16 protein-coding genes are annotated in these 17,944 nt (G+C 64.7%); 7 read left to right on the forward strand and 9 right to left on the reverse strand.

What is annotated here, in order from left to right; all coding sequences use genetic code 11:
• The 3 genes from ACTJKF_RS03345 to ACTJKF_RS03355 all read left to right on the forward strand — a co-directional run.
• A partial coding sequence (locus ACTJKF_RS03345; protein WP_440622150.1) for an effector protein Tle3 domain-containing protein occupies positions 1 to 385 on the forward strand: 385 nt, incomplete at its 5' end.
• Positions 382 to 1,863, forward strand: coding sequence for a virulence factor (locus tag ACTJKF_RS03350; protein WP_440622151.1), 1,482 nt, complete (start codon positions 382 to 384; stop codon positions 1,861 to 1,863). The genes ACTJKF_RS03345 and ACTJKF_RS03350, both read left to right, overlap by 4 nt.
• 225 nt (positions 1,864 to 2,088) lie before the next feature.
• Positions 2,089 to 2,361: a hypothetical protein gene (locus ACTJKF_RS03355; protein WP_059450605.1), complete on the forward strand. Its 273-nt coding sequence runs from the start codon at positions 2,089 to 2,091 to the stop codon at positions 2,359 to 2,361.
• A 75-nt stretch (positions 2,362 to 2,436) separates the two neighbouring features.
• On the opposite strand, the gene pip is transcribed toward ACTJKF_RS03355, so the two are convergent.
• Positions 2,437 to 3,369 carry a prolyl aminopeptidase gene (gene pip, locus ACTJKF_RS03360; RefSeq protein WP_440622152.1) on the reverse strand — a complete coding sequence of 311 codons (933 nt, stop codon included), beginning with the start codon at positions 3,367 to 3,369 and terminating at the stop codon, positions 2,437 to 2,439.
• A 342-nt stretch (positions 3,370 to 3,711) separates the two neighbouring features.
• Between pip and ACTJKF_RS03365 the strand changes: the two genes are divergently transcribed.
• A complete protein-coding gene (locus tag ACTJKF_RS03365; RefSeq protein ID WP_440622153.1) occupies positions 3,712 to 4,863 on the forward strand; it encodes an acyltransferase family protein in 1,152 nt (383 codons plus the stop codon).
• Positions 4,864 to 4,883: 20 nt separating this feature from the next.
• Here the strand turns inward: ACTJKF_RS03365 and ACTJKF_RS03370 are convergent, their stop codons facing one another.
• Entirely contained in the window at positions 4,884 to 5,720 is an 837-nt protein-coding gene (locus ACTJKF_RS03370; protein WP_440622154.1) for a multidrug ABC transporter ATPase, read from the reverse strand.
• A gap of 215 nt (positions 5,721 to 5,935) precedes the next feature.
• Here ACTJKF_RS03370 and ACTJKF_RS03375 point away from each other — a divergent pair, with 215 nt between their 5' ends.
• Positions 5,936 to 8,242, forward strand: coding sequence for a hypothetical protein (locus ACTJKF_RS03375; RefSeq protein ID WP_440622155.1), 2,307 nt, complete (start codon positions 5,936 to 5,938; stop codon positions 8,240 to 8,242).
• A gap of 296 nt (positions 8,243 to 8,538) precedes the next feature.
• Here the strand turns inward: ACTJKF_RS03375 and ACTJKF_RS03380 are convergent, their stop codons facing one another.
• From ACTJKF_RS03380 to ACTJKF_RS03410, 7 genes are read right to left on the reverse strand one after another with little or no spacing between them, the layout of a single operon-like run.
• Positions 8,539 to 9,603, reverse strand: coding sequence for a 2-aminoethylphosphonate aminotransferase (locus tag ACTJKF_RS03380; protein WP_440622156.1), 1,065 nt, complete (start codon positions 9,601 to 9,603; stop codon positions 8,539 to 8,541).
• Complete coding sequence (gene aepY / locus ACTJKF_RS03385) at positions 9,603 to 10,784, reverse strand: phosphonopyruvate decarboxylase (RefSeq protein WP_440622157.1); 1,182 nt, start codon at positions 10,782 to 10,784, stop codon at positions 9,603 to 9,605. The genes ACTJKF_RS03380 and aepY overlap by 1 nt, the downstream gene beginning before the upstream one ends.
• On the reverse strand, positions 10,781 to 12,466 hold the full coding sequence (aepX, locus tag ACTJKF_RS03390) for a phosphoenolpyruvate mutase (RefSeq protein ID WP_440622158.1): 1,686 nt from the start codon (positions 12,464 to 12,466) through the stop codon (positions 10,781 to 10,783). Before aepX ends, aepY begins: the two co-directional genes overlap by 4 nt.
• Positions 12,463 to 13,230 carry an NTP transferase domain-containing protein gene (locus tag ACTJKF_RS03395; protein WP_440622159.1) on the reverse strand — a complete coding sequence of 256 codons (768 nt, stop codon included), beginning with the start codon at positions 13,228 to 13,230 and terminating at the stop codon, positions 12,463 to 12,465. Before ACTJKF_RS03395 ends, aepX begins: the two co-directional genes overlap by 4 nt.
• 36 nt (positions 13,231 to 13,266) lie before the next feature.
• Positions 13,267 to 14,268, reverse strand: coding sequence for an HpnL family protein (locus ACTJKF_RS03400; RefSeq protein WP_440622160.1), 1,002 nt, complete (start codon positions 14,266 to 14,268; stop codon positions 13,267 to 13,269).
• On the reverse strand, positions 14,265 to 15,071 hold the full coding sequence (locus ACTJKF_RS03405) for a HalD/BesD family halogenase (protein WP_440622161.1): 807 nt from the start codon (positions 15,069 to 15,071) through the stop codon (positions 14,265 to 14,267). Before ACTJKF_RS03405 ends, ACTJKF_RS03400 begins: the two co-directional genes overlap by 4 nt.
• The gene (locus ACTJKF_RS03410) at positions 15,068 to 15,754 is read right to left on the reverse strand and encodes a CDP-alcohol phosphatidyltransferase family protein (RefSeq protein ID WP_440622162.1); all 687 of its coding nucleotides are present in this window, start codon (positions 15,752 to 15,754) and stop codon (positions 15,068 to 15,070) included. Before ACTJKF_RS03410 ends, ACTJKF_RS03405 begins: the two co-directional genes overlap by 4 nt.
• Positions 15,755 to 15,986: 232 nt before the next feature.
• Between ACTJKF_RS03410 and ACTJKF_RS03415 the strand changes: the two genes are divergently transcribed.
• Positions 15,987 to 16,232, forward strand: a complete 246-nt coding sequence (locus tag ACTJKF_RS03415; protein ID WP_440622163.1) for a hypothetical protein — start codon at positions 15,987 to 15,989, stop codon at positions 16,230 to 16,232.
• Positions 16,233 to 16,393: 161 nt separating this feature from the next.
• Positions 16,394 to 17,908: an acetyl-CoA hydrolase/transferase family protein gene (locus ACTJKF_RS03420; RefSeq protein ID WP_440622164.1), complete on the forward strand. Its 1,515-nt coding sequence runs from the start codon at positions 16,394 to 16,396 to the stop codon at positions 17,906 to 17,908.
• Positions 17,909 to 17,944: the final 36 nt, after the last annotated feature.

Genomic DNA, 17,944 nt, shown 5'->3' on the forward strand with positions numbered 1-17,944 from the left:
GGAAGGCTACAAGGAATGGCGCGACAAGCAGATCGTCGACTGGCTCGATCGTGGTGCGACGAATAGCCCGACCAATCACTCCACGACGATGACCAATCCCGAGCATGCCGAGAAGGCGCTTGCTTATGACGTTGCTGTGGGTTTGTGCTACCTGACGCCCGAACAGTTCTACGACTTGCGGATTGAGGCGGATTGGCGGATGGGAGAGGGCCTCGCCGATGACGATCCAAACAAAAAGTACTTCGAATATTTCGCGCGCGGAAAACTTGACGATCTGTCGATGCATGAATGGATACATGCCGAAGATAGCGAAGGCAAGATGCCTGACACGATAACGGATGAACGTAAAGGTGAGTTTTATCTGAAGGTCGGGGGGCTCGTATGAAGGCACTGATCGCTACATGGCCGCGACGCGTTGCCATCGCCGTTTCGACATGGCTGATCACCGCCGTGCTCATGGCCACGCTGATGGCGCACGTAGCGCAACCCGACCCGGCGCATTTGGAAATAGGAGATTGGATGAAACGATTCGTTGTGGTACCCGGCTTGGCTGCACTTATGGTGTTTCTGTTCACCACGGCCATGATGCGGCCGGCGCAAGCCATACCGGCCAAAGAGCCTGCGGGGGATCCAGCACTAGCAGCCGAAGAGTCGGCGAAGCCGTTCGTCGCGCAGATTGTCGGTATGGTCTGGTTGAATCCATTGCAGCGTATGGACTATCCGACCGAATGGCAATTGTTGTGGACTCAAGGGTTAGTCGCGCCGAACAACAACGATGACATGGTGCGTACCGACCCGAAATCATTTGCGACGCTTCAGTCGATCGGAGCGTTGGTGTACGGCAATCGGGGGAAAGAGACCTTGAGAGGCTTCTATCGTAAATACATGTTCAAGTTTCCTCTACTGCTTAGTTCGCGCTATGCCGCCAATCCCAAATACTTCTACACGGTCGCGCCAAACCATAAAAATGACTGGCGCGAACTGGCGGGCATTCATGTTGAACTTGCGATTCCAAATCGACTTGATGCGGTGGAATCGGAAAGCTACTTGCGAGATTCGATCCGAAGGTCATTTTCTATCGGAAATCCGCATTTCCCGACGATGTGGAGTCGCGATACGCTCCCGGACATTCAGGTCACGCAAGGCGGCGCGAACGCCGGTTTTACGTCGCTGAACAACGCGTTGGACTACTTGCAGGAAAACCCCGACAAGACGGCGTGGGCGATCAACTGGGACGCGCCCAGCTTCCCGCCCACCGATGCGCAGATCAACGAGAACCTTGTCGTGCTGTTCCTCGCCGGCCCGAACTTCAACACGCAGCGCGAACCGCTCGCCTGGATCGGCAAGGCTGTAACGGGCAATACGCATGATTTTCCGCCGCAGGTCGGCACGACGCGTGCCGTGCAAGCATGGAAGGCAACCATCGATCAGGCGGCACGCAATGCCGGTGTCGCGGTTCCCGACCTCCAGTACATCTTCCACGACGCGGGTAAAGCCAGCGACGCGGCGTCGTCACGCATCGCTTCACTCGCACGGACGTTGACCGAAACCCTTCCGGAATACGACTACACGAAGCAGACCTTCAACACGGCCGCGCTGCTCGGCGACATGGGAACCGGTAGCGCATTGACGAACGTCGCACTTGCGATCGGCCGGATCAATCACTTCGGCGGCAATGCATTGGTTGCCGGCACGACCGACCCGGAGCATCCCGTCGCGGTCGTCGTCAGGCCGCCGTCGAAGCTCACGCCGGTCGATCCGAACCAGGATTGGTTCCGTGCACGCGGCGGCAACAACGCTTACCTGCCGTGGTGGGGCCGCCGCCACGACACCGATTACGGCATGCAAGGCTATTCGTGGTGAGCTTGGGTTGCGCGATGACGGAAGATTCCGGCTTCCACCACGTTCGTCCAAACCCGGACGCGATGCTGTGCCGGCCGTTTAAGCCGCCGTTAATACTGCCCGCCTAGCATGGTGTTGCCGGCGAACGGATCGGACCCCGGTCCGGCGCCGGCGGCACGCGCGGGTGCGTCGACGTCACGGCGCCGCGCCGTCGCGCGTCGCCATCCCCTTGCAACGGCGGCGGACATGATCAAGAACTTCGACTACACGCTCGGCAACGAGACGATTGCGCTTTGCGCGAGCTTCGGCGCCGGCCCGGCGTTTCGCCGCGTGCTCGTGAGCCGCGCGGATTCGATGGAGACGCTGGTGGTGCTCGACGCGCGCGGCCTGTCGGGCCTGCTGAAGGTGGCGACCGAAGAGCCGGAAGGATTGCTCGACGATGCGATCCGCAAGGTGGGCGACGAACAACTCGTCGAGCGGGCGATCAGCGGCCGGACGATCGTCGAAGCCGCGCTTTGAATGCGGCGGCGCGGGCAGGCCGGCATGGCCGGCTGCCACGCGCCGCGTGGCGTTGCGTGGCGCGTGCGTGATTGCTTACCCGGCGAACCGGTCCGTCGCCGCGAGCAGCGCCTTCAGGATGCCCGGTTCGTTGTACGCGTGCCCGGCGCCCGGCACGATCTCGAACGTCGCGTCGGGCCAGGCTTTCGCGAGATCCCACGCCGTGCGCGCGGGCGTCGCGATGTCGTAGCGCCCCTGCACGATCACGCCCGGAATGCCGGCGAGACGATGCGCATCGCGCAGCAACTGGCCTTCGTCGACGAACCCGCGATTCACGAAATAGTGGTTTTCGATCCGCGCGAACGCGAGCGCATAGTGGCCGTCCGCGAAGTGCGCGGCCAGTGCCGGATCGGGCAGCAGCGTGATCGTGCGGCCTTCCCAGAGGCTCCACGCACGCGCGGCGTCGAGCTTCGCGGCTTCGTCGTCGCCCGTCAGCCGGCGATGGTACGCGGCCATCAGGTCTCCGCGCTCGGCCTCCGGAATCGGCGCGAGAAACGCTTCCCACAGATCCGGGAACAACCATGACGCGCCTTCCTGGTAGTACCACAGCAATTCCGCGCGCCGCATCGTGAAGATGCCGCGCACGACGAGTGCGCTCACGCGTTGCGGATGCGTTTCCGCATAGGCGAGGGCCAGCGCGCTGCCCCACGAGCCGCCGAACACGAGCCACTGCTCGGCGCCCACCATCTCGCGCAACCGCTCGATGTCGGCCACCAGATCCCACGTCGTGTTGTGCTCGAGGCTCGCGTGCGGCATCGAGCGCCCGCAGCCGCGCTGGTCGAACAGCAGGATGTCGTAACGCTCCGGATCGAACAGGCGGCGATGGTCGGGGCTGCAGCCTGCGCCCGGGCCGCCGTGCAGGAATACGGCGGGCTTGCCGGACGGGTTGCCGCAGCGCTCCCAGTAGATGCGGTGGCCGTCGCCGGTGTCGAGGTGGCCGTGGGCGTAGGGTTCGATCGGTGGGTACACAGGCAGGCTCCGGATGGGTCGACAGGAGGGCGGACGAGGCGCGGGCCGGTGTGCGGGCGCCGTACCGGTCGCGCCGATATTGCGGTGCCGCAAAATTCGTTGTGTCTGCATCGGGCCGGTCGCCGCCGGACAAGGCTTGTCATTATGCCCATTCAATCCGCTCATTGCGTGCGGATCGGCGGGGGCGGCGCGGCCCGGTGCTCCGGGCCGGATGGGCAGCGGAATTTTTTAAGCAATTTCATTCCGATATTTTTCAGACAAAATCCCGGCGGCATATCGGCGTGCCGTTCGCGGGCGCCGGCCAGCGCATCGTCCCTCCACCGTGCCAACGGGAATCAGTCGATGAACCATCGCGTCACGCAGTTGACCGGGTTGCGCGCCGTCGCGGTGGCGATGGTGGTGGTCGGACATGCCGAGCACGTGCTGCCCGGCGGCTACACCGGCTGGTTCGCACCGCTGCGGCTGATCGCCGACGGCCGGCTCGGCGTGCTGATCTTCTTCGTTCTCAGCGGCTTCCTGATCACCAACGTGCTGCGCGCGGAATTCGCGCGCACCGGGGGGATCGCGCTGACGTCGTTCTACGTGCGCCGTGCGCTGCGGATCTGGCCGGCTTGCTACGTGTATCTCGCGACCGTCGGCGTGCTCGCCGTCGTCGGGTGGCTCGATGTCGACCGGCGGCAGTGGCTGTATGCCGCGCTGCATCTGTGGAACTACTCGGCATGGTTCGGGCTGGCCGCCGATAACGCGCTGCATCCGGACGGCGCGTGGTATCTCGGCCATTTCTGGTCGCTCGCGCTCGAGGAGCAGTTTTACTGGTTCTGGCCGCTGCTGTTCGTGTACGGCGCCCGGCGTCGCGGCACGCGTTGGCTGGCCGCGCTGATCCTGGTCGTGCCGCTGGTGCGCGCGCTGACGTATTTCGTCGCGCCGGCGCTGCGCGGACAGCTCGGGATGATGCTGCATACGGGCGTCGATCCGATCCTGATCGGTTGCTATGCGGCGCTCGAGCGCGAACGGCTCGAAGCGTGGATTCGTTCGTGGCATGGAGAAGCGCGGATCGTGACGGCGCTCATCTTCATCGTGCTGTTCGGGATGCCGCTCGCCGAACATCGGCTCGGCGGCTTCTGGAATGCCACCTACGGCGTGACGATCGAAGCCGCGCTGATCGCGATCGTGATCGTCGTGCTGAATTTCCGCAACGAGTTCTGGTGTGCGCGGTGGCTGCGGGCCGCGCCGGTCGTGTTCGTCGGCACGATCTCGTTCAGTCTTTATCTGTGGCAGCAGCCGTTCGCGAATCCGGATCTGCCGGTCGCGCATGCGTTTCCGCTCGGCATCGTGTGGGCGCTGATTGCCGCGACGGCGAGTTACCTCCTCGTCGAGAAGCCGTTTCTGCGGTTGAAGGATCGCTTCGCGGCGCGTGAAGCGCGACGTGTGCGGGACGACGCGCTGCGGATGCCGGCGTCGACCGACGCGATCGGGCCGAAGGTGGCGGAGTAGGCGGGCGGGCCGCCGCAGCTTTACTTGAAGCGCTTCATCGCGGCAGGCGAATACCAGAAGTTTCGGAACATATCGATCCCGTATGACTTGCCGTCGTAGTGGGCGATCGTGCGCGCCGTGCGCTTGCCCGTATCCGAGTAATCGCCGTCCTTGCGCTGCGTCTTCGTGATGTGGGCGGTGATCGACAGATCCGCGAAGCCGTGGCTCGACGTTTTCTCGACGGCGATCGTCATGCGTGCCTCTTCGCTGCGCGCGTCGCCCACGCCCGGGCCGCAGGCTTCGCCTTCGACGCTGACCCAGCCGTACAGATTCGTGCCGAACACCGGACGGATGCGATTGCCTTCGCGAACCCACAACGTCAGTTCTTCGCTCGCATCCGCATCGGGGCAGCTCGGCCCGCGCGCGCTGCTCGTGAACACGACGCCGAACGCGCGCACGTCGGGCGACAGCCGATAGGGCGCTGTGTCGATGCGATAGCTGTTCTCGCCGATTTCCGTCGCCGCATCCTCTTCGACCACCGACCGCTCTGCTGTGACGACCTTGCCGCCTTCGACAAGGGCGATGACTTGCAGCTTGTTGCTGTCGTCGGGGTTTTTGCTTTTCGGCAGCGAATCGAACGCGACGGCCGCGATCGTCGTTTGCGGCGCGTTGGGCATGACTTTGCACGCCGATGCGATGACGAGCCGGTCCGCGTCGCGCGTGGCGATGCGCGCGCTCGCGATGCCGGCCCAGCGGGCGACGGCGGTGACGGTTGCGTCGTCGCAGGGCTGATTGTCGGCGGCCTGGACCACGGGGGCGGCGGCGAGCGCAAGAAGCGGGGCGAAACGAAGGATTCTCGGAGCTGTGAGGGAGAGCATTTTTTACAGATTGCTGTGGATGTCGCCTAGCGGCTGCGGATTCAACCCGTCGATGCAACGAATTGATGAAAGCACTGAGCGACGGGGTTGCAGATTATGTTTCCGAAAGAATTCCCACCTATCATCCATACGCGGTGAATATGCCGCTGCCGGATCAAGAGCCATGAGCTGCGAACACCGATGTTGCACTCAACAATCAAGACGGGGACCCAATCATGCCGACGCCTGTAGAAGAACAAATCCGAGCGCAAGTTGATCTGCTCTTGCAACTAAAACTGGATGGCATGGACGCCGCCGACCAGGCGAATTTGACAAGCAATATACGGCAGATCGAAGCGCAATATGAACTGGCGGTGGCAAGGGGAAAAAAATCCGCCTACTACAAGGACCTCAGCGATTCCATCGCAAAGAACCTTCCGGCTCTCGTGAATGGCATTTACGCAGCCGACAAGGCATTCAAGAAGGGCGACTATATCTCGGGCTCCGCAGCGATGATGAGCATCTGCGCGAGCGTGCTCCCGATGCTGACTGCCGCGACGGCAACCGGTGGGCCGGTGGGCGTGTTGATCGGCGCGCTGCTGTCGGTTGTGGCACAGATTCTCAGTTTCTTCGCGCCGCAACAACCCTCGCTCGAAAGCAAGATTCAGAAAATGCTGGATCAGCTCAAGACCGACGAGGAAATCGAGTCGATCAAGGGGTTCGGCCTCGGTGTCAGCAGCTACACATCGTCGCTGCGTTCGAAATGCATGGGTGAGCAGAAGTGGGCAGCGGCAGTCACGCTTCCCGGCACGGTTTCGCTGACGCAACATTCAAAAGAAGTCGTCGGAACCGGTACGAACTTCAGCACGACTACCGAGGTCGGTCAGTGGCTCACGTTCGATTCCGATACGCCGCCAAAACCCTACAAGATCGAGAAGATTGCCAGCGATACGAGTTTGACTCTGGCAATGGCATACACCGAAACATCGCTGTCGAGCGGCACATGCAAGTACCTGCGCCGGAAGATAGTGAAACGAAGCATCGACGAAATTCTGGACATGCCCCTCACGAACGAGGACGAAGCCGACACTTTCATGATGGCGCTGATAGGACTCGGTTGGGGACTTGACAGGGATCAGGCGAAACTCGACACCCCGGTTTTCTGGAACTGGAAAGTGGCGGGATATCTTCTGAAGGAGTCGAACCAGAGCAAGGAGGGATGGCCTGAAGTCCTCGGCCTGTGGTGCCAGACCTATATCGAATTGCTGACGGCAAACACGATGCTCAGTTGCATGGCCAGTCCAGGAAAACTGGAAGCGCTGTTAGCTGCAACCCAAGACACGAACAAGGCAAGCCCCCTTTCCGATGGGGTTAGACGTCGGTGCCATGACGCCGTGCTTCATCTTGCGGCACTCGTGAAAGCACTTCCCGCTTCGTGGGAATCGGATAAAAAGGAAATGCTCAAGATCGTGACAGCCGTACGGCCCGTTGCGCGCGAGCGCGGACTCTATGCTCACATCGGATATTTGAGGGGTGGCCTCATCCTGTACGTCGCCCGGGGTAACGGCAAACCCGACTCGCTCGCGTGGGACTACAAGAGAAACACAGGTTGGCTTGTTAGCCTATCCATCAACACCCCCAAGACTCAGGTCGACTCGTTCACCCCCAAATACGAGGTCCTGACGGTTGAGGAGGGACCCAGCCGAGTTTCGCGTCATCTTCTCGATGCGGTCAGAGGCGACCTGTCCGACGGCGTTGTCGTGATCGAACCTTTTCTCGCCCACGGGGAAAGATTCCTCGACGTCAGTGGGCTCGCGTTCAACGATGACACACCCGAGGTCTATGCCAGTCACACCAAGACACTGGTTTCGCTTGCGATCGAAAACAAGGTATCTGTGCGCTACATGCACTATTACGCGATCGACAAAGACCAGAAGAGAACCCAACTGACTCGAAATCAGTTTCTGACCGGCGTGGCGGAAATTCGCTCCGTATATCTTCCGGCGAATGCTTTACCGGACGACCCGGACGCCGATGCCCTGACCGGCGAAAACCGGCCCAAACCGAATTCGGTGCTCACGTATGGCGGGATTCGCAATAGTAATCAGCTGCATGTGATGGAGTGGATTGAGAAAGCCACCGTGGAGGGTCCAGAACACTGGACCAGCTACAACGGAATCGAGGTCGACGCGCACTATGTCTGGCTGTTCGGAAAGGGGGGCATCGCGTGCGCAACGCATGCCTCGATGCTCAAATGCAAGCAAGGCAAGATTGCGCGTCCGACGTGGATCTATCACGATTTCGACAAGCAGCAGTTCAACGCACCCGAGGTCGGCAATTTATGCCCATGTGCGGACGGGACGTTTGTCCTGAGCATGCTCGATCAGATTTATACGGCGCACTACAGGATCGATCACACGATCCGTCGCATCGTCACCAGTTCGTGGGTGAAACGGGGCGGCAAGGCATCGCAAGTCGTCAAGATGCCGATTCCCTGCTGGTCGGTACTCGAGCGTTTGAATGAAAGTTTGCGTGACGAGTAGCTCGCGGAATCCCGGGCTCGTTGTCACGCGATGACGAGCCCTGGCTAAGGGCGCCGACCGAAACGCCTGCGGCCGCGCGCATGATCTTGTGCGCGTTTGGCGGGCAACCGTCAACTGAAGCAACCATCGAAATGGCGCCGAGCCGCTCACGCGAGCATGTTGAGTCCACTGAATACCCAGCCAGTCGCTTTTCACCTGCTGCCCGCCAAACGCCGCCAATAAGTTTGTTCCTTCCCGAAACCCTGCGAACAACAAAAAAGGCCCTTGCGGGCCTTTTGTCGACGAACGGAGCAGCGTTACCGCGTCAACGCCGTAAACCCCTCCAGCAACCGCTCGACATCAGCCGCTTGAATCGCGCCCATCGTCGAAATCCGGAACAGTTCCTTCGACAACCCGCCTTGCCCCGCATAGATCACGAAGCCGCGCGCCTTCAACCCGTCGTGCAGCGTCTCGTACGTGACGCCCTGCGGCAGCCGATACGCGCGCAGCACAACCGACGAAGCGCCTTCCGGCAACACCAGCGGCATCCCGCGCGCCGCGAGCCCAACCTGCGCCTGATCCGCGAGCGCCTTGTAATGCGCATGCCGCGCACGCCAGCCGCCAGCCTCATCGAACTCACGCAGTGCCTCGACAAGCGCGTAATACGCATGCACGGACGGCGTGAATGGCGTATTCCGCTGATCCTGCAGCTTCGCAAGCCGTCCGAGATCGAGGTAGTACGTGCGGCTCGCGGCCTTCGCGAGCGCACTACGGCGCACGATCACGAACGCTGCGCCCGGCACGCCGTGCAGGCACTTGTTCGCGGTCGCGGCGACCGCGTCGATCACGCCGCCGGCGAAGTCGATCGCCTCGGCACCGAAGCTGCTGACGCCATCGACCAGCATTTTCACACCGCGCGCACGGCACACGTCGGCGATCGCACCGAGATCATTCAACCGGCCGGTCGTCGTTTCATGATGAATCACGGCAACATGCGAATACCCACCCGCATCAAGCCGCGCGCCGATCTGCACGAGATCCGGCGCTTCCATCCACCCATGCTTCAGCACATCATGCGCGATCCCATACTGCGTCGCGATCTGCGTAATCCGCTCACCATAAACGCCGTTCTCGATCACGAGCAGCTTGCCGTCCTGCGGCACGAGCGCCGCGATCATGCTTTCGACGGCGGCGGTGCCCGAACCCGTCATCAGCACGGCGGCCCATTCGGCCGGATCGAGCGCGTACGCGGCGACGAGGCGCGCACGCGCTTCATCCTGCAGATCGAAGAATTCGCTTTCGCGATGGCACAGGTCGGGTTGCAGCAGGCTGCGGCGCACGCGTTCGGTGAGCGTGACCGGGCCGGGGTTCAGCAGCAGCATCAATGAGCTCCTTCGGCGTGGGATTCAGCCTGCGCGGCGCCGATATGCCGCATCAGGCGAGTCTTGACCTCGACCGGCGTGACGGTCGGGCGGGGCAGGCCATCGGGCACGCCCGTGCGGATCGCGACGCGCACGAACTGCGCGCCATTGGCCGACGCGGCAAGCGTTGCATCGAGCACGTCGAGCGTGTCGCCTTCGACCGCCGACGCATAGCCGCACGCGGCCGCGACGCCCGCGAACGACACATGCCGCGACACCGTTGCCTGGCCGCCCGTCGATTCGTGCGCGCCGTTGTCGAGCAGCACGTGCGTGAGGTTGGACGGGCCGTAGGTCCCGAGTGTCGCGAACACGCCCATGCGCATCAGCGCGGCGCCGTCGCCGTCGACGGCCACCACGCGCAGGTCGGGGCGCGCAAGCGCGAGACCGAGCGCGAGCGGCGTCACGCAGCCCATCGAGCCGACCATGTACAGCTGGTTCGGTCGATCGTCGAGCGCATAGAGTTCGCGGCCGCAGAAACCGGTCGACGCAAGCACGACGGTTGACTCGACCGGCGTGTGCGCGATCACGCGCTGCAGCGCGTCGTGGCGGCTCGGCCACGCGGCCGGCGACGCAGCGCGTGCTGCCGATTGCGCGGCAACGTGCGCACGCGGCGTCGCTGCCGGGTTCGACTTCAGCTCATATGGCGCGACGCTGCCTTTCTGCATCACGAGCGCATACGGGCGGCCCGTTGCGTCCATGTGCGCGATCGCGCGGTCGAGCGCCGGGCCGACCTGTTCGGGATCGGTCGGGAACGTCTCCCACGGGATTTCCATCGTGTCGAGCATCGCCGGCGTGATCGGCCCCATCAGCGCATGCTGCGGCTCGTCGGACACACCCGGCTGGCCGCGCCACGTGACGATCAGCAACTGCGGCAGCCGGAACGTCCAGGTCAGCGACGTGAGCGGGCTCACCGCATTGCCGAGCCCGGAGTTCTGCATCATCGCGATCCCGCGCTTGCCGCCGAGCGTCGCGCCCGCGATCAGCGCGACCGCGTCGCCTTCGTTCGCGGCCGACAGGTAGTGCAGCGTCGGGTCCTGCAGCACGTAGTTGATGAACGGCGTCAGATACGAGCAGGGCACGCCCGCGTACCAGTCGAAGCCGCGTTCGCGCGCGGCCTCGACGAACTGGGCCGCTTCGATCATTGCGCGCTCCCGTTGCCGGCACCCGGCTCGGACAGCGGCGTCTGGCCGTGCGCGAAATCGCCCGCGCGGCGGAAATCCTCGAGATCGTTGACGCCGCGCCAGTGGCCGTGCACGTATTGCACCTCGATCTTCTCGCCGGCGGCGATCAGTTCGTTGAGCAGCGACGGAATGTCGAGCGTGTCGAAATCCGGGCGCGCCTGCAGCGTCGCAAGCATCGCCTTCAGGCGCTCGACGCCCGCGCCGCGCACGTTCAGCAGACCGATCCAGCGACCATGCGGCGTGCCGGCGGCGACGTCGCTCGACACGCGTTGCAGATACGTCTTCTGACCGAACAGGCCGCGGTCGTCCGCCGCGGAGCACAGCGCGAAGTCGCGCACGCTCTGGTTGGTCTCCGTGAGCGACGAATCGACGACGACGCTGAACTCGGCCTCGCTCTCCGCGAGGTCGCGCAGGATGTAGCTGCGGAACAGCAGGTCGCCGTACGAGATCACGGTGTCGCCGTTCAGGCGTTCGGCCGCGCACGCGAGCGACGCGAGCTCGCCCGTCTGCGCATGGCGCTCGTTGACGACGAGCTTGATGCCCGACGTGTCGATCGCGTCGGCGCGATAGCCGCCGACCACGGTGATGTCGTTCACGCCATGCTTCTTGAAGCCGTCGACGAGCCAGCGCAACAGCGGCTTGCCGGCGACCGGCAGCATGACCTTCGGCTTGTCTTCGGTGACGGCCTCGAGCCCCTTGCCGCGGCTGGCCGCGAGCACGATCGCGGCGTTCGACGCACGCGACGACGACGACAGGTAGATGCGCTCGGCGGCCGAGTATTCGTCGGCGTCCTGCAGGCGGAAGATCTCGTTGACCGATGCGACGCGGTCCTCGACGTTGATCAGCGTCTCGTTCGCGTGAATCTCGCGTGCGACGGCCTGCATTGCCGATGCCGACGCGCGGATCAGGTGGTTCGCCCAGATCACGGTGCTGATGCCGGCCTGGCGGAACACGTCGGTCGGCGTGCTGTAGTACTTGGTCGGCACGATCACGAGCGGCGCCTTGCCGCTCCATTCGCGTGCGAACTGCAGGATCTCGTCCGGGCGCGACAGCTTGCTGTGGATCAGGATCGCGTCGGCACCGGCTTCCGCATACGCGTTCGCGCGGCGCAGCGCCTCGTCCATCCCCCAGCCCGCGATCAGCGCCTCGACGCGCGCGACGATCGAAAAGTCCGGGTCCGTCTGCGAATCCTTGCCGGCCTTGATCTTGCCGCAGAACTCGTCGATCTCGGCGAGCGGCTGGCGTTCGCCGTCGATGAAGCTGTTCGTCTTCGGGAACTGCTTGTCCTCGATGCACACGCCGGCGATGCCGCGTTGCTCGAGCTTCTTCACGAGGCGGCGCACGTTGTTGAAGTTGCCGTAGCCGGTGTCGCCGTCGAGCAGGATCGGCAGGTCGCTCGCGTCGGCCATGAACTCGAGCACGTCGACGACTTGCGTCCAGCTCGCTTCGTTGTTGTCGCGCACGCCGAACTGCGCGGAGATCGCGAGGCCCGATGCCCAGATGCCCTTGAAGCCGGCTTCGCGGACGATGCGCGCGGACAGGCCGTTGTGCGCTTCCATCAGGAATTCGAGGTCGCCGCTGACGAGCATGCGGCGCAGGCGTGCGCTGCGCGATTCGGTGAAGTTGGGTTCGCGTGCGTTCATCGTGCGGCTCCTGCGGTAGTGCGTTGAATCAGGGGGAGAATCTCTTGCTCGGCGCGTGCCACGTCGTTCGGGAAGTCGATCTCGATCCACGGCGAACCCGTGACGTCGGCGACGTCGAACGAATGGCCGCCTTCGAGCAGCAGGTCGCGCACGGCTTCCTCGTGCGGCATGTTCGCGCGGCCGCTGTCGACGTAGCCCGCGACGATCGTCGCGAGGCGGCGCGCGGTGCCTTCGGTGAAGCGGAAGAAGCCGACCGATTCGCCGATCGTGTCGTAGTCGAGGTCGACCGCGAGCTGCTTGCGCAACTCGACCGGCACGCCGTTCTTCAGGCACAGCTTGACGGGCTCGTCGCCGGCCTCGAAGTCGCGATCGATCAGCAGGCGGTCGACCGCGCGATCGGCATCGGCCACCAGCGCGTGCAGGATGTTCTCGTCATACAGCACGTCCGCGTCCATCAGCAGCACGTCACCGCCGCGCGTCATCGCATCGGCGACGGTGTGCACGGTCAGCACGCTGCCGAGGTCGTAACGCGTGTTGATCACGATCTCGGCATGGCGGCCGAGGCGCTTCAGTTCCTGCTCGACCTTCTCGGACTGGAAGCCGAGCCCGAGCACGATTTCATCGACGCCCGCGGCGTCGAGCACACGCAGATGGCGCTCGAGCAGCGACACGTCGTCGAAGCGCAGCAGGCACTTCGGGAATTGCGCCTCGGGCGGTTGTTGCAGGCGCAAGCCGAGGCCTGCCGCAAGAATGATGGCTCGCATGGGTTCTCCAACCAAAAAGCCGGCGGATCTGAACGATCAGTCGGCGAGCGGCTGCGGCGCACGGCGCCGCTGCCAGTTTCTTTCACTGAAATGCAGATAGAGCAGGCCGGGCAGGCCGAGCGCGAGTTCGCGCGCGCGCTTCGCGAGCGACAGCGCGAGCGCCGCGTCGGGCGGCAGGCCGACCAGCGGCGCGAGCAGCAGGTAACCGCCTTCCTGCGCACCGAGCGAGCCCGGGATCGCGAACGCCGCACCGCGAATCGCCTGGCCGACGCTCTCGAGCAGCAGCGCGTCGAGCCAGCTGACCGGGTGCCCGAGGAAGCGCAGCGCGAGCCACACTTCGGCGGTGCCGACGATCCAGCCGACGAGGCTCAATGCGAAGGTCTTCGCGACCTTCGCGCGATCGCGGTACAGCGCGCCGACCGCGTCGTCGATCGCGTCCGCGCGGGTCGCCAGCGACGACCAGTCGCGCGGGCCGAGCAGCTTCGACGCGAGACGCAGCCCGCGGCCGAACAGCCCGCGCCGCTGCGCCGCGTAGAACGCGACGGCGAGGGCGCCGAGCACGCCGGTGGCGATCAGCGCCGGCGTGCGCAGGTGCGCGACCGACTCGTGCGTCGCATAAAGGCTGAACGCGGCGATGCCGATCAGCGCGAACGCCATCTGCGCGAGTGCCTGCATCGTCGTGCTGACGGTGACCGCGGCGGCCGCATCGGCCATCCGCGTGCCGCGCTGCGCGAGGTGACGCACCATCAGCACCGGGCCGCCGATCTGCCCGGCCGGCAACAGGCTGTTCACCGATTCGCCGACCCAGCGCGCGCGCAGCGCGTTGCCGAGCTCGGCGCCGGGCTGGCCGCGGCGGAACATCACGGAAATCGCGAACGCATCGATCACGAGCGGCACGACGTGGAATGCCGCGACGAGCGCGAGGCCCCAGCCGGCCGCGAGGAACGTCGACGCAACCGCGCCGACGCCCTGCCACGCGAGCAGGGCGACGAACAGTGCCGTTCCGAGGGACAGCAGGATCAGGCCGGCGCGTGTCATGATCCGGCCGACCGGCGCGTGGCCAGTTGCTTGAACACCTGGCGGAAACCGAAATACGCGATCGCGTCCTTCATGTTCGAAATGAAGCGCTTCCACGGCCGCATGCCGGGGTTGGTCACGTATTCGAACGTGAGCGACACGCGCGTCTCGTTCTGGCCGAGCGGCGTGATCCGATGGCGCAGCTTGTCGCCGTCGAACAGCACGATGCCGCCGTCGGCGATCTGCACGGAGCCGGGTTCGTCGGGCACGTCCGGGTTGCGCGTATGCAGCTCGTAATCGAGCCGGCACGACGATTCGTCGATCACGCCGATCAGCAGCGTGTAGCGGCGGCCGTCGTAGTACGACGTGTCGTAGTGCCAGCCGATGTGGTCGCCCGGCTTCGTGTAGTAGTACAGCGCGTACGCGTGCGGATCGTTGTCCGGCGACACCATCAGCTTGTCGCCCGTGACCTTCTCGAGGAAGCCGATCAGCGCCTTCGAGCGGTACAGCTCGGCGATGTACGGGGCCTGTTCGTCGATCGTGTGCCGGCTCACGCTGCCGCCCTGCTTGTGGCCGGGCAGGTAATTGCGGTTCAGGCCCGGCTGCATCGCGCGGGCGGCGGCCGCGAGTTTCGCGTGCGCGTCGGACGGCAGGAATGCGTCCAGATACAGGAACGACCCCTGGCGCGTGTAGTCGTTGCGCAGGCGGTCGAGGTCGAGATGGCCGACGCTGTCGGCCACGGTGCGATCGGGATCGGCCGCAGCCGCGCGCGCAGGCGCGGGGCGTGCCGGGCTCAGCACGGAATCGTCGCGCGTGCTAGTCATTTGGAAGCCTGGATTTCGGTTGAATTCGAATTCTGCGGGACGTGGCCGCGGCGCACGATGCGCCACCAGTCGATCACGACCCATGCGGCGAACAGCGGGGCGCCGATCGACGCGGCGAGCAGGAACGGCTCGACGCCGTCGACGAGCGTCACGATCGGCAGCAGGTAGAGCACGTCTTCCGTTTCGAAGCCGCCGGCGAATGCCTGCCTGGTGCCGGCCTTGCCGGCGGTCGATTCGATCCGCATGCGCAGGAAGAAAATCAGCGCGACGGCCGCGCCGGCCAATGCGCCGAGCAGCACCGGCGAGGCGGCCATCTGGCCGCCCTGGGCGACGATGCCGAGGCCCATGCTGACGAACAGCGCGACCGTGACGAGCGCGTCGGCCGCGAGGTCGTAAAAGTGACCGATCTTGCTGGACTTGCCGCTGATGCGCGCGAGTTCGCCGTCGGTGTGGTCGACGAAATTCGACAGCACGATCAGGAATGCCCCCGCATTGCTCCAGCCGAAGCCGCCTTGCGCCAGGCACCAGGCGCCGGCGAGGCCGATCAGCAGGCGAACGGTGGTGAGGTGATTCGGGGTGACGGGGGTGTCGATCAGCGGTCGGACGAGCGTGCGCGCCAGCCGCGCATCCCAGGTGCGCGGCAGGGGCGGTTCGGAACGTGTTGCGGTTTTTCTTTGGTCCATCGGCGAAATATATACGGAATTGTAATTTGTTGCTTTTTATTCGATCAATGTACTGACATGCGGGAGTGTTACCGCGTATTCAGGGCATCGGCCGGTTGCAAACCGGGTCCGCGAAGCGATCTTCGCGCAGTCGGGCCATACCTGATCCAGTGTGGTTCGCATCGCGCGGCTGTCAAGCCCTGACGGGCCTTGCACGCTCGTCCGGCGGCAATTCGCGCGTGCGGACGGCTTGATGCGCATCACGCCCGAAGAGGGCCGCCGGGCGACAATTGGCCGCGGCGATCGCCGGGGCGTGATGGCATGCGATTCTTCGCGTTCATGCCGTCAATCCGGAAAGCTGGTCGTCGATTACCGTTCAGCTTTTCGTAATGCAGGCGCGGCAAATTGGCGGTTTGCTTTCGCGCACCTTTCGAGTGCATTCGATGCTGCCGCGATGCCTGTCACAGAACGGCCGTTCGATACCCGGCGCATTCAGTAAGTATCTTTTGCATTCGGCGGACATTTCGCGGCAATGGCCTCTGCGATACTCCGACCATGCCTGTGGTGCCGGGCCGCCCTCGCGGCCCCAAGGGCTTCGCGTCGCTCAGGAGACACCCCCCGCGACGTCAACGACAGATCAAAAGCGTCAGATATCCAGCCATGTCTTCTTCACGCATCCTCGCTCCCGCCCTGCGTTCGCTCGTCCGCACCGCCGACGAAGCCGCCGCGCTGATCCGCCCCGGCATGACCGTCGCCATGAGCGGCTTCACCGGCTCGGGCTATCCGAAGGCCGTGCCGGCCGCGCTCGCCGCCCACATCGACGCGGCCCACTCGCGCGGCGAGGACTTCCGGATCAACGTGCTGACGGGCGCCTCGACCGCACCCGAACTCGACGGCGCGCTCGCCCGCACCAACGGCATCTCGATGCGCCTGCCGTACCAGTCCGACCCGACGCTGCGCGACAAGATCAACGGCGGCGAAGTCGATTACCAGGACGTCCACCTGAGCCACGTCGCGCAATACGCATGGTTCGGGCTGTATGGCGACCTCGACGTCGCGATCGTCGAAGTCGCGGGCATCCGCGAGGACGGGCTGCTGATTCCGTCCGCATCGCTCGGCAACAACAAGACGTGGCTCGAGCAGGCGAAGCACGTGATCCTCGAAGTGAACGCGCGCCAGCCGCTGGGCCTCGACGGGATGCACGACGTCTATTACGGCACGGCGCTGCCGCCGCACCGCAAGCCGATTCCGCTGACGAAAAGCGACGACCGGATCGGCGAGCCGTACCTGCGTTGCCCGGCCGACAAGATCGTCGCGATCGTCGAGACCGACGCGCCGGACCGCAGCAACGCATTCTCCGCGCCGGATGCCACGTCGAAGCAGATCGCGCTGCAACTGATCGACTTCCTGCGCCACGAAGTGAAGCGCGGCCGCCTGCCGGAAAACCTGCTGCCGCTGCAGTCGGGCGTCGGCAACATCACGAACGCGGTGCTCGCGGAACTGAGCTCGGCCGGCTTCTCGAACCTGACCGCGTACACCGAGGTGATCCAGGACGGCATGCTCGACCTGCTCGACGACGGCACGCTGAGCTTCGCGTCGGCCACCGCGCTGTCGCTGAGCCCGGCCGCCGTGCAGCGTTTCGCCGACGAGATCGCGACGTTCCGCGAAAAGATCCTGCTGCGTCCGCAGGAGATCAGCAACCATCCGGAACTCGTGCGCCGCCTCGGCTGCATCGCGATGAACGGGATGATCGAAGCCGACATCTACGGCAACGTGAACTCGACGCACGTGATGGGCACGAAGATCCAGAACGGCATCGGCGGCTCGGGCGACTTCGCGCGCAACGGCTACCTGTCGTGCTTCATGTCGGCCAGCACCGCGAAGGGCGGCGCGATCTCGCGGATCGTGCCGATGGCGAGCCACGTCGACCATACCGAGCACGACGTCGCGGTGGTCGTCACCGAGCAGGGGCTGGCCGACCTGCGCGGCCTGTCGCCGAAGCAGCGCGCGCGCAAGGTCATCGCGACCTGCGCGCACCCCGACTACCGGCCGATGCTCGAGGACTACTTCGAGCGCGCGTCGCGCGAGAGCTTCGGCAAGCACACGCCGCACCTGCTCGCCGAGGCGCTGTCGTGGCACGAGCGCTACGTGCGCACCGGGACGATGAAGGCCTGACGCCGCGGCCTGCGGCGGACGTGCGTTGCGTGGGCG

The sequence above is a fragment of the Burkholderia sp. 22313 genome (genome assembly GCF_052045245.1).
Lineage (GTDB): Bacteria > Pseudomonadota > Gammaproteobacteria > Burkholderiales > Burkholderiaceae > Burkholderia.